The organism is Bradyrhizobium sp. AZCC 1693, from assembly GCF_036924745.1.
Classification (GTDB): domain Bacteria; phylum Pseudomonadota; class Alphaproteobacteria; order Rhizobiales; family Xanthobacteraceae; genus Bradyrhizobium.
In genome coordinates this window covers 1,223,299-1,235,270 of record NZ_JAZHSD010000001.1, presented here as the reverse complement: position 1 = coordinate 1,235,270, position 11,972 = coordinate 1,223,299, and the positions used below count along the sequence as shown (strand labels likewise).

12 protein-coding genes are annotated in these 11,972 nt (G+C 63.1%); 7 read left to right on the top strand and 5 right to left on the bottom strand.

Going from position 1 to position 11,972, the window contains the following annotated elements; all coding sequences use genetic code 11:
• Nucleotides 1-3: 3 nt before the first annotated feature.
• The 4 genes from secF to ltrA all read left to right on the top strand — a co-directional run bounded on the left by secF (nt 4) and on the right by ltrA (nt 4,177).
• Entirely contained in the window at nt 4-1,005 is a 1,002-nt protein-coding gene (gene secF / locus V1293_RS06175) for a protein translocase subunit SecF (RefSeq protein ID WP_334507610.1), read from the top strand.
• Nucleotides 1,006-1,072: 67 nt separating this feature from the next.
• Nucleotides 1,073-1,468 (top strand): Mth938-like domain-containing protein, encoded by a 396-nt coding sequence (locus tag V1293_RS06170; RefSeq protein WP_334507608.1) that lies wholly within the window; start codon nt 1,073-1,075, stop codon nt 1,466-1,468.
• Complete coding sequence (locus V1293_RS06165) at nt 1,465-2,328, top strand: phytoene/squalene synthase family protein (protein ID WP_334507606.1); 864 nt, start codon at nt 1,465-1,467, stop codon at nt 2,326-2,328. The genes V1293_RS06170 and V1293_RS06165 overlap by 4 nt, the downstream gene beginning before the upstream one ends.
• 472 nt (nt 2,329-2,800) lie before the next feature.
• Nucleotides 2,801-4,177, top strand: a complete 1,377-nt coding sequence (gene ltrA / locus V1293_RS06160) for a group II intron reverse transcriptase/maturase (RefSeq protein WP_334507291.1) — start codon at nt 2,801-2,803, stop codon at nt 4,175-4,177.
• A 188-nt stretch (nt 4,178-4,365) separates the two neighbouring features.
• Here ltrA and V1293_RS06155 read toward each other — a convergent pair whose 3' ends face one another.
• From V1293_RS06155 to V1293_RS06145, 3 genes are all read right to left on the bottom strand, one after another.
• Nucleotides 4,366-5,469, bottom strand: a complete 1,104-nt coding sequence (locus V1293_RS06155) for a serine/threonine protein kinase (protein ID WP_334507604.1) — start codon at nt 5,467-5,469, stop codon at nt 4,366-4,368.
• Nucleotides 5,470-5,473: 4 nt separating this feature from the next.
• Nucleotides 5,474-6,907 (bottom strand): methylenetetrahydrofolate--tRNA-(uracil(54)-C(5))-methyltransferase (FADH(2)-oxidizing) TrmFO, encoded by a 1,434-nt coding sequence (trmFO, locus tag V1293_RS06150; protein ID WP_334507602.1) that lies wholly within the window; start codon nt 6,905-6,907, stop codon nt 5,474-5,476.
• A gap of 188 nt (nt 6,908-7,095) precedes the next feature.
• A complete protein-coding gene (locus V1293_RS06145; protein WP_247786347.1) occupies nt 7,096-7,248 on the bottom strand; it encodes a DUF1127 domain-containing protein in 153 nt (50 codons plus the stop codon).
• 827 nt (nt 7,249-8,075) lie between these two features.
• Here V1293_RS06145 and V1293_RS06140 point away from each other — a divergent pair.
• Entirely contained in the window at nt 8,076-8,339 is a 264-nt protein-coding gene (locus V1293_RS06140) for a hypothetical protein (protein WP_334507599.1), read from the top strand.
• 48 nt (nt 8,340-8,387) lie between these two features.
• Here the strand turns inward: V1293_RS06140 and V1293_RS06135 are convergent, their stop codons facing one another.
• A complete protein-coding gene (locus V1293_RS06135) occupies nt 8,388-9,203 on the bottom strand; it encodes a lytic murein transglycosylase (protein WP_334507597.1) in 816 nt (271 codons plus the stop codon).
• 210 nt (nt 9,204-9,413) lie between these two features.
• A complete protein-coding gene (locus tag V1293_RS06130) occupies nt 9,414-10,328 on the bottom strand; it encodes a DUF2189 domain-containing protein (protein WP_334507595.1) in 915 nt (304 codons plus the stop codon).
• 298 nt (nt 10,329-10,626) lie between these two features.
• On the opposite strand from V1293_RS06130, the gene V1293_RS06125 reads away from it, so the two are divergent.
• Nucleotides 10,627-11,007, top strand: coding sequence for a DUF3597 domain-containing protein (locus V1293_RS06125; RefSeq protein ID WP_334507592.1), 381 nt, complete (start codon nt 10,627-10,629; stop codon nt 11,005-11,007).
• 157 nt (nt 11,008-11,164) lie between these two features.
• Complete coding sequence (locus V1293_RS06120; RefSeq protein WP_334507589.1) at nt 11,165-11,956, top strand: fumarylacetoacetate hydrolase family protein; 792 nt, start codon at nt 11,165-11,167, stop codon at nt 11,954-11,956.
• Nucleotides 11,957-11,972 lie beyond the last annotated feature (16 nt).

Here is an 11,972-nt window from a genome sequence, read left to right as displayed (position 1 = left end):
TTCGTGACTCACTACGTTCTCATTGGGCTTGGCATTCTGATTGTCGTGCTGACCGTGGTTGCGGTGCTCGATCTCTTGCCGCCGTTGCGCATCGTCCCCGACGACACGCATTTCGATTTCACGCGATTTCGCCGCATCAGCTTTCCGATCTCGGCGGCGCTCTCGATCCTCGCGATCGTGCTGTTCTTCACCCACGGGCTGAATTTCGGCATCGATTTCAGGGGCGGCACGCTGCTGGAAGTGCAGAACAAGTCCGGCCCCGCCGATATCGGCGCGATGCGCGCGACACTGAGCACGCTCGGGCTCGGCGACATCCAGTTGCAGCAGTTCGGCGGTCCGAACGACGTGCTGATCCGGGTGGCCGAGCAGCCGGGTGGCGACGCCGCGCAGCAGGCGGCCGTGCAGAAGATTCGCGGCGCGCTCGGCGACAGCGTCGACTACCGCCGTGTCGAGGTGGTGGGACCGCGCGTTTCGGGCGAACTGCTGGCCTATGGCATGATCGGCCTGATGCTCGCGATCATCGCGATCCTGATCTATCTCTGGTTCCGGTTCGAATGGCAGTTCGCATTGGGCGCCATGATCGCCAACGTCCACGACATCGTGCTGACGATCGGCTTCATGTCGATTTCCCAGGTCGACTTCGATCTCACCAGCATCGCGGCGCTATTGACCATCCTCGGCTACTCCCTGAACGACACGGTCGTGATCTACGACCGCATCCGGGAAATGCTGCGGCGCTACAAGAAAATGCCGATGCCGCAGCTTTTGAACGAATCCATCAATTCGACATTGTCGCGCTCGATCATCACCCACGTCACGGTGACGCTGGCCTTGCTCGCGCTGCTGGTGTTCGGCGGCCACGCGATCCACAGCTTCACGGCGGTCATGATGTTCGGCGTGGTGCTGGTCGGCACCTACACTTCGATCTTCATCGCCGCGCCGATCCTGATCTATCTCGGCGTCGGTGAGCATCGCGACGCGCCGGATAAGCCTGCGAAGAAGTAGGGCACGGTCCGAAAAGCACGCCCTCGGGCTTGACCCGAGGGTGGGAACCGGTTTTCGGAAAAAGATCATGCCAAATCGAGCAACCACATCCTCGGACGCTCCCCATCTTCCGAGGTCGGCGCCGATCGAAGCCTACGGCAAGGGCGGCTTCGCCTTCGCCGACATGTCGCATCGTGGCTCGCTGCTGTGCCTGCCGGATGCGATCTGGGCCTGGCAGGTGACGAAGCCTGCCGAGATCGACGAATATTCGCTCTCGCGCGTGTTCAAGGCCGCCAATTCCATCGACACGCTGATCGTCGGCACCGGCACGGAAGTCTGGATGCCGCCGCGGGGCCTTCGCGAGGCGCTGCGCGCCGTGCGGGTGGTGCTCGATGCGATGCAGACGGGGCCTGCGATCCGCACCTACAACATCATGCTGGGCGAGCGCCGGCGGGTCGCGGCGGCGCTGATCGCAGTGCCATGAGCGCGGCGGCGACGTCGAAGGAGTCCGCCGCGTTCTGCGCCGATCTGGTGCGCACGTACGACTTCGCCCGCTATGCGTCGACGCTGTTCCTGCCGGCGGCGCAACGCCGCTCGCTGCTGTCGGTCTACGCCTTCAATGTCGAGATATCGCGCGTGCGCGAGCTGGTCAGCCAGCCGCTGCCGGGCGAAATGCGGCTGCAATGGTGGACCGACATGCTGGAAGGCGACGGCCATGGCGGCGTCGAGGGCAATCCGGTCGCGGCCGAACTCCTGCAGACGATCAGCGAATTCCGCCTGCCGGCCGAACCGCTGTCGCGGCTGATCGAGGAGCATCAGTTCGACCTCTACAACGATCCGATGCCGTCGATGGCGGCGCTGGAGGGCTATGTCACCGAAACCTCCTCGGCGCTGTTCTCGCTCGGCGCGCGGATCGCGGCACAGCCGTCGGCCGTGATCGACCATCTCGCGCGCCATGCCGGGCTGGCCCAGGGCATGGCGCAGGTGATCGCGGCGCTGCCGCTCGATGCCGCGCGGCGTCAGCTATTCCTGCCGCTGCAATTGCTGCAGCAACACGGCAGCGGGATGGAAGAAGTTTTTTCGGGCAAGCAGACGCCGCGGTCGCGTGCCGCGATCGATCAGTTGGCGGGGGACGCCCTAAAGCATCTCGGCACGGCCTTCGATCTGCTCATACATGTGCCGCCACAGGCGCGGCCGGTGTTCCTTCCGCTGGCGCTGGTCCGCCGCGACCTGAAGCGCATGTCACGCGCTGACTTCGATCCCTTCGTGCCGCAGGCGACATCGCGGCTGCGGACCTTGTGGACGTTGTGGCGGGCGTCGAGATCACGACAATTCGGCGGGTAGGGATGCGCTCGTTCATGCATCGTCATCGCCCGGCTTGACCGGGCGATCCAGTAGTGTGCCGAGTATGAACGACAGCTTGGAGGTGGAAGTCCTCTATCCAGCCTGATGGCGGCGAAGGATTAGCGAAGCGCAAGGGCGTCATCGCGAGGTGGGGTCTGAAGACAGCGTGGAGCAAAGCCGCGGCCCGATGGACAAACACCGGATAACGAGGCCTACCCGGCCGGACGAGCGAGCTACTGATCGCGAAGTCCACAGTCATCAAGGACCGGGGTGGTAGATCCGGCGGGCGTGCGGTGAAGGCGGTCGGTCTTACCTCGGGAGATCTGCGCTGTGTCCCGGTAACGGGACTGAGGTCGTCGCAAGGCGGCCTGACCGCAGTGCAGAAGTCAGCAGAGGGCATAGTGGGCGGCAGCGCGCCGCCGAAGGCCTGAACGGTGGAAGTGGTTAGTAGAACGGCGATCTCGTGCGAGCCATGCGGCAGAAGAATCAGGTCGAGCTGAACTTGGGCACCGGGGCGGAGGGTGAAGCCCGAAGCGCCGCCGCCCGAGAGCCCGAAGCCTGCACGGCGGAAGCCTGTCTCGAACACCCGGCGGTCGCAGGGCCGTCGATGGAAGCAGTTCTCGAGCGTGAGAATCTGAAGAAAGCGTTGGCGCAAGTGAAGCGCAACAAGGGTGCGGCGGGCGTTGACGGTATGAGTGTCGATGCTATGCCGGCCTACCTGAAAGAGCACTGGCTCACGATCCGGGCTCAGCTGCTTGACGGCACTTACAAGCCGCAGCCGGTGCGGCGGGTGGAGATACCGAAGGCGTCGGGCGGCCTGCGGCCGCTCGGCATCCCGACGGTGCTCGACCGCTTCATCCAGCAGGCGGTAATGCAGGTGCTGCAAGTTGACTGGGACGGAACGTTCTCCGAGACGAGCTTCGGCTTCCGGCCGAAGCACTCGGCGCATCAGGCGGTGGAGCAGGCGCAGGCGTATATTGCGTCCGGCTATGCCGTCGTCGTGGATATTGACCTGGAGAAGTTCTTCGACCGGGTCAACCACGACATCCTGATGGGGCTTGTTGCCAAGCGGGTTGCTGACAAGCGCGTCCTGAAGCTCATCCGCGCGTTCCTGAATGCGGGTGTGCTGGAGGGAGGGCTGGTCAGTCCGACGGAGGAGGGTACGCCGCAGGGTGGGCCGCTCTCGCCGCTGTTGTCGAACCTGATGCTGGACGTGCTGGACAAGGAACTGGAGAAGCGCGGTCATCGCTTCGTGCGCTACGCCGACGACTGCAACATCTATGTGCGCAGTCAACGCGCGGGCGAGCGGGTGATGGCCGGGCTCGAACGGTTCCTCGAAAAGCGCCTCAAGCTCAAGGTCAACAAGGCCAAGAGTGCGGTCGCCAAGCCGAGCGTCCGCAAGTTCCTGGGCTTCAGCTTTACAAGCGAGCCGCTGCCGCGACGGCGCATTGCGCCGCAGGCCGTCGCCCGCTTCAAGGCGAAAGTTCGGGAGCTGACGCGGCGCACGGGCGGGAAAAGCCTCGCGCAGGGCATCAAGGAGCTGTCCGTCTACCTGATCGGGTGGCGCGGCTACTTCGGCTTCTGCCAAACCCCGTCGGTGTTGCGCGCACTTGACGAATGGATCAGGCGGCGGTTGCGCGCCGTCGCCTGGAAGCAATGGAAGCGTGGACCTGCTCGCTTCGCTGAGTTGCGACGCCGCGGCGTCGGCCGGGTCCTGGCGGCAAAAGCTGCCAGCAGCCCACGGGGCCCTTGGCGGCTCAGCAACAGCCCCGCGCTCAACATGGCTTTGCCAATTGCTCTCTTCGGTTCGCTCGGCTTGGCTTCCATCGCGGCACGGCGGCCCGCATGATCTGCCGAACCGCCGTATACGGACCCGTACGTACGGTGGTGTGGGAGGGGAGGAGTCGCGAGACTCCCCCCCTATCCCGATCGCCGCGGCCCCTCGATTTATCTCCAAAGTCTCTGCTGGGTCACCCGCCGGAGCCTGTCATCGGGCGCGCATTCGCGCGACCCGTTGGCGGGTGACGACAGCAAACGTCAAGTTGACGGCCTATCCATATCCGCGGACTCAAAATTGAATCGGTCCCGCAAATTCTTCCGTGACTCCAGAATGTCTTTCATGAACGCGCGGTCGATCTCGCTCGTGATCAGCGGCCCGATCAGGTCGAGCTGGTTCATGGCGACGAGCTGCAATATTTCCGTGCGCGGTTTGCCGGCGGCATCGCGCGGCAGGGCATGCACCACCTGGATATGCTCCGGCGGCTTGACGCCCTTGGCGGACGAAAGTTCGCTGCGCAACTGCTTTTCCAGCGCGACCTTGTCGGCCTCGACAAAGGCGTACAGTCCGACGCCGGTGCGGCGGTCGGCGAAAGCGACAATGGCGGTGTCGCGCACTTCAGGGTTCTTCCTGATCAGCTCGATCAGCACAGGCGCGTCGTTGACCAGCCGGCGGCCGCCACCTTCGCGATCGGTGAAGTTGAACAGGCCGCGGGTGATGGCCTGGTAGACCTTCTTGCCGGTCTTGAGCCAGATGCTGGCGACAAAGGATTTGCGCGCGAGAATCTTGCGCTCCATCGGCGTCAGCGCCTGTGGCGCGTAGCTGCGCTTGTGCTTCAGCAGATGACGCAGGTCCTCATAGGCCGCGATCCGGAACAGGCGGCTTCTTGTCTTGAAACAGGCGGCAAGCTGAAAATCGGTAACATAGGCCCGGCCGTCGCTGCCACGGAGCCAGTTCTGCTCCTTGGCGAGATCATTATGGCAGATGCCGGCGCGGTGCAGCTTGCGAAGCGCGAGTTTGGCGGATCGGAAATAGGCGAGGTCGCCATGGGGTTTTGCCAGATGCAGTGCGACACCATCGATAAAGCCGCGCACCAGCGCTCTTCGGCCGGCCCAGAGCAGCTTTGGGCCGACGTCGAGATCGCGCGCTAGCGCCAGCGCGCGGCGCTCGCGGGCGAACAGATGGCGGGCGAGCGGATAGGACCACAGCGGCACCTGATCGAGCCGGCGCAGCACCGCGTCAAGCTCACTGGCATCATCGCGAAAGCGGCCGCGTTCGACGGTCGAGAACACGTCGCGCTTCAACAGCACGCCTTCGGTCCAGCGCGCCGACAGGGTGGCGGCGTCGTCTTTGGGCAAGCTCATGGTGTTACGCCGCCGCTGCTATGCGCAGATGCTCGGCGATCCAGCGATCAAGATCGGCCAGCGCCCGGGCGCTGAGCGCCTGCTTTTTTGCCACCGACTTCTCGTTGCCGCGCAGCCTTGTGCCGTCCGCTTTCTTGGTAGGCAAGCTCGCAAGCGGCGGGAATAGGCCGAAATTGATGTTCATCGGCTGGAATGACCGCGTTCCGGCCTCCGACGTCTCGATGTGGCCCCCCGTGATATGTCCGAGCAGCGAGCCCAGCGCCGTGGTCACGGGCGGTGGTTCGAGCGACTGCGCCCGGGCGTTCGCCGCGGCGTAGAGGCCTGCGATCAGGCCGATGCTGGCGGATTCCACATAGCCCTCACAGCCTGTCATCTGGCCGGCGAAGCGCAGCCTTGGCTGCGCGCGCAAGCGCAACTGCCCATCGAGGAGTTTTGGCGAGTTCAGGAAGGTGTTGCGGTGCAGGCCGCCGAGCCGGGCGAATTCGGCGTTCTCGAGGCCCGGAATGGTGCGGAACACGCGCTGCTGCGCGCCGTAGTTCAGTTTGGTCTGGAAGCCGACGATGTTGTAGAGCGTGCCGAGCTTGTTGTCCTGGCGCAGCTGCACAATGGCGTAGGGCTTGACCGTCGGATTGTGCGGATTGGTCAACCCGACCGGCTTCATCGGTCCATGCCGCAGGGTTTCAGGGCCACGTTCGGCCATGACCTCGACCGGCAGGCAGCCGTCGAAATAGGGCGTGTTGGTCTCCCAGTCCTTGAAATCCACCTTGTCGCCGGCCAGCAGCGCTGCGACGAACGCGTCATACTGCTCTTTCGTCATCGGGCAGTTGATGTAGTCCGCGCCGCTGCCGCCCGGCCCGACCTTGTCGTAGCGCGACTGAAACCATGCCACCGACATGTCGATGGAATCCTTGTGCACGATCGGCGCGATCGCATCGAAGAACGCCAACGCGTTCTCATCCGTCAGCTCGCGAATAGCGTCCGCCAGCGGCGCCGAGGTGAGGGGGCCGGTCGCGACGATCACGTTGCCCCATTCCGCCGGCGGCAGGCCAGCGATTTCGGAGCGGGCGATCTCGATCAGGGGATGGTCGTGCAGGGTCCGGGTGACGGCTGCGGAAAACCCGTCGCGGTCGACCGCCAGCGCCCCGCCCGCGGGCACCTGGTTGGCGTCGGCGCAGCGCATGATCAGCGAGCCCAGCCGGCGCATCTCGGCATGCAGCAGGCCGACGGCGTTGTTGGCGGCGTCGTCGGAGCGGAACGAGTTGGAGCAGACGAGCTCGGCCAGGCCTTCGGTGCGGTGGGCCTCGGTCATCCGCAACGGGCGCATCTCGTGCAGGACGACGCGGATGCCGGCATTGGCGACCTGCCAGGCGGCTTCCGAGCCGGCAAGGCCGCCGCCAATCACATGGACGGTGTCAGTTTGGGGAGTGGAGGAAATCATGCGCGCAGGGTTAGCGCGTTTTCAAGCGAAGCGCACCTATCATAGCGTTTTCGAGCGAAGCATGCCCTCGGACTTGATCCGTGGGTGGATGCCGGTTTGCTTGAAGAAAACGCGTCAAACTAAGGCCAGAAACGACAACGCCCGCAGCGGGGCGGGCGTTATCCGTTCGTCAGGCGGCTGAACAGAGATCAGCCGGCATAGGTCCCGGCGGCAACGCGCGGAATGTCCGAACGATCGAGGCCGATATCGGCCAGTTCGCGATCGCTGAGCTGGGACAGTTCGCTGACATTGCGCTGATAATCCCGGAACGCCTGGATCATGCGGATGAGCGAGAGTAACATTGTAATCTCCTTGCAGTTACGATTCAGTCCTTGGAGGGCCGCTTCATCGTTGAAATGAATATAGACTTAGATACCGCAGTGCAGAAGTTCCGATGTTGCGATGCAGCTAATCCTAAAACGCATGACTACGGTAGGGTCCGCTTAACCTTTGCGCATGGCTGTTGGATCAGGCGGCCCGCGTCTTGGCCAGCGCGCCCCCTCACGCGAGTTATGCAGTGAATTTGTGGGCTTTTGAAATTTCAAGAGTTGACCCTTGCCGTCTGCCAAGTGGCGATCAGGAAGGCTCTGCAGAAAGCCCCAGGCGCCGGGCGCGCACGAAATGTGCTTCAAAGTACGGTATTTTTGAAACTTTGTTATGCGAGAATCGCATGCAATCCATCGTTTAGTAATGAATTAATATTCATTATTACAGTTGGCGAACCACTGAATTCAAGGCTCGACAGCGACGGCGAATGTGTCTGACAGGCCAGTATGTCAAAACGGCCCACGCGTAACGGACCATGTGCGCGGTGCGTTGGCGGCGTGTCATGCACGAGGTAGGCCCGGCTCAAACGGCCTCGTCGTGTGCGTTGACGCGAAAGTGCGCTTGCCGCTGTCGACTATCGTTGCGGTGGAATGATTGGTAACGCGACTGAAGATGATCGTCGCACGCCGCGCTCCCCTCGTTACAGGTCCGTAATGAAAAAGCATGATTCCGCATAAGGCCTCTGCGTGCTGCGCTCACAACCTCGCGCGAAGTTCATTCTGAAGTTCTCCCGCTTCGGCGAACAATCGCTTTTGCAGGCGGCAATGACGCCGTCTGTCCAAAAACAAAAAAGGGAGTTACCATGCTCAAGAAATTACTCGCAGCCACTGCGATAGCAGCCCTGGCATACGCCGTCTCTCCCGCCGACGCCGCGCGAGTCAAAGCGGGCTGCAGCGGCGACAATCTGAGCAAGACTGAAACGATGATCGAGAACATGGCGGACGGCGAGGGGAAGATCGTCGCCCAGAAGGAAATCGCGGCTGCGCAGGATGCGCTGCTCGGCGGCAAGGCGGGTGTCTGCGCCGCGCATCTGAGCAAGGCGATGCAAGCAAGCACAGCGAAATAGACCATGTGACAAAGGGCCGGTCGCTATGGCCGGCCCTTTGAGTTCTTGCTAAGGCGCCCGCGAAAGCTGCGTCGCGAAATAGGCGATGGTTTTGGCGTAGACCTCGCTCTTGTTCCACTCCTTGATCGCCGCGAAATTGGCGCTGCCGGGCTCCCAGTCCTTGCCGCGTTGCCAGCCGTGGCTGGCGAGGAAGTTGGCGGTGGAGGCCAGCACGTCCGGGGGGCTACGCAGGAGATCGCGGCGTCCGTTGCTGTCGAAATCGACCGCGAACTTGATGTAGGACGACGGCATGAACTGGGTCTGGCCGATTTCGCCCGCCCATGCGCCGCGCAAATCCTGTGGCGCGATATCGCCGCGCTCGACGATGCGCAGCGCATCCATCAACTCGGCCTTGAACAGGTCGGTGCGGCGGCAATCATAGGCCAGCGTCGCCAGCGAGCGCAGCGTCGGGAATTTTCCGATGTTGACGCCAAAATCAGTTTCCAGGCCCCAGATCGCCACCAGCACTTCGCCGGGCACGCCATACGCCTGTTCGATGCGGCCGAGCACCGAGCCATATTGCTTGAGCATGTTGGCGCCGCGGGTCAGCCGGGGCGGAACCATGCGGCCGGAGAATTCCTCAAACGTCTGGCTGAAGACCTTCTGCGAATGGTCGCGGGCCAGCACGCTCTTGTCGAGGGTGACGCCGGTCAGGCCGGCTTGTATGGCGGACGCCGAGATCCCTTTGGCGGCTGCTTCCTTCTTGAAATCTTCCAGCCACGTTTCGAACGGTCCCGTGCCGCAGGGCGCTGCAAGCGCGGGCGCCGCAGAAGTCAGCAACAGGGCGCCCAGGGTCAGAGCGCGCAGATAAAGGCGAGAGATCATCGTGCCGTTCGCTCCACGATCGATGCATCATCGATGGTTAGTGTCAACGTCACGTCGAATGTTCGAAGCAAGATCGGCCAAAACAAGGCTGATGTCGTGGCCTTCAATGCCTTTCCGCTGAAGATGCTCAATTCATCGTTAGTGAGCAGTGAACGACGACACCGCCGGTCGGGTCGGCCGGCGGTGTGATCGATCGGGTTCCGTGCAGGCTTATGCGCCATCCTTGCGCCGCCAGGGGAACAGATTGGCCGGGAAATCGGCCGCAGGCTTGCGTTCGCGGTGCGCGCGGGGCGGAAGCGGCTGCGGATTGAGTTCCGGCTCGATCGTCTCCCGATAGAGATGCCAAGTGGCGTGCCCGAGCAGGGGGATGACGACGGCAAGGCCGAGGAAGAACGGCAACGTTCCCGCCACCAGGAGCACCGCGACGATCAATCCCCAGGCCGCCATCGGCGCCGGATTGCGTGCGACCGCGCGCAGCGAGGTCACCATCGCATCGCCGGCGCTGGCATGGCGATCGAGCATCAGCGGGAATGACACCACGCTGATACAGAGCGCGACGAGGGCGAACAGGAAGCCGACGCCGCAGCCGACCACGATCAGCCACCAACCTTGCGATGTCGTCAGCACGCGCGAGGCGAAATCGGAAATGCCGGTCGCGCCCTCATAGCCGAACGCAGCGATGTAGATTGCCTGCGCCGTGGCCACCCAGGTCACGAAAAGCGCCAGCAGCAGCACGCCGAGGCCAAGCATCGCGCCAAATGACGGCGAGCGCAGCACCTCGAGCGCATCCCAGGCGGTTGCCTGTTCACCACGCTCGCGGCGGCGGCTCATTTCATAGAGGCCGAGCGCCGCGAACGGACCGATCAGGGCGAAGCCGGCGGCCAGCGGAAACAACAGCGGTATGACGGAATAGCCGAGAACGGCGCGGGCCAGCACCAGCCCGAGCACAGGATAGATCACGCACAGGATGATGGCGTGCGTTGGCACGGCCTTGAAATCTTCCCAGCCGCGTCGCAACGCGCGGCCGAGCTCGGCGAGGCCGATCGTTCGGATGACTGGCGCAGCAGCGGCGTCTCTTCCGCTTTGCGTCAGTGATGTGACATTGCCTTGATATGAAGTGGCCATGGTTGCTTTCTCCCTTCGGCAGCCGCATTTCGCGCCGGCGGGAGGGCGCAAACGTGCCGTCTCCAAAAAAGATCACGATCGGGCCGGACGCGAAGACAGGGTGGTGGAACTGGCCATGTCGCGAACTGTTCTTGCAGCCTACCGCCAAACAGCGACAATAGCACTCACGCTTCGGTGAATGTTTCATTGGCAAGCTTTATCCGGCTGGTTAGATTTGCAAACGATCCCGGCGTGGTGCTGCCGGCCAAACAGTGCCGCCAAAAAACTCACCCCATCCTCAGATTATTGGGAGCGAACGATGAGCATTTTCGGAAAAATCATGAGCGCGATCTTCGGCAGCAAGGCGGACGCCGCGCCGGCCGGCGGCGGTGCGGCCGCGGGCGCTGGATCGTCCGGGGGCGCCGCCGCACCGGCAGCCGCTACCGTTGACGTCGCTCCCATCCTCGACCAGGCGGTGAAGGCCAAGGGCGAAAAGCTGGAGTGGCGCACTTCGATCGTCGACCTGATGAAGGCGCTCGACATCGATTCCAGCTTCGCCGCGCGCAAGGAGCTCGCCAAGGAGCTCGGCTATACCGGCGACAGCAACGATTCCGCGAGCATGAATATCTGGCTGCACAAGCAGGTCATGGCCAAGCTGGCTGCCAATGGCGGCAAGCTGCCGCCGGATATCAAGCACTGACGCTTCGCTCGGTTCACACATGCGAAGGCCCGCGGCGACGCGGGCCTTCCTTTTTTGTGCGATTGCAATGCAACAACGCGCAAACGGTATCCACTTCGTGGAGAAAACGCTGTAGTACAGGCGGACAACGACACTAAGCAAAACAAGGAGAACGCCGATGAGCAATGTCGATCGCAGGACCATCCTGGCAACGGGCGCGCTGGCGCTGGCCGGTGCTGGCGTGGAGGCCGGCACGGCCGCGGCGCAGGCTGGTCCGAAATCGATTTTTCCGGTTGGCACGACGACCATCCCGATCGTGGGTGAGACCGATGTGTTTCCGGTGCGGCGGATCTACTGCATCGGGCGAAATTATGCCGCGCATGCGCGCGAAATGGGTTCGGACCCCAATCGCGAGCCGCCGTTCTTCTTTCAGAAGCCGACCGACGCGATCCAGAATGTCGCCATCGGTAGTGTCGGCGATCATCCCTATCCCTCGCTCACCAAGAACTATCATTACGAGGTCGAACTGGTAGCAGCGCTGAAATCGGGCGGTACCAATATCTCGCCGGAGCAGGCGCTCGACCACGTCTACGGCTATGCGCTCGGCCTCGACATGACACGGCGCGATCTGCAGCGCGCGATGGGTGACGAGAAGAAGCCATGGGAAATCGGCAAGAGCTTCGATCGTTCCGCCGTGCTCGGGCCGATTCACCCCGCAGCCAAGACCGGCCATTTCACCAAGGGCGCGATTTCGCTGGCGGTGAACGGCACGGTCAAGCAGAACTCCGATCTGCGCAACATGATCTGGAGCGTGGCGGAGCAGATCGCCAAGCTTTCGGAAGCCTTCGAACTCAAGCCGGGCGACATCATCTATTCGGGCACGCCGGAAAATGTCGGCCCGGTGGTGAAGGGCGACGTGCTGTTGTGCAAGCTCGAGGGCCTGCCGGATATGTCGATCCGGATTGTTTGAGAGTACCACATCCACC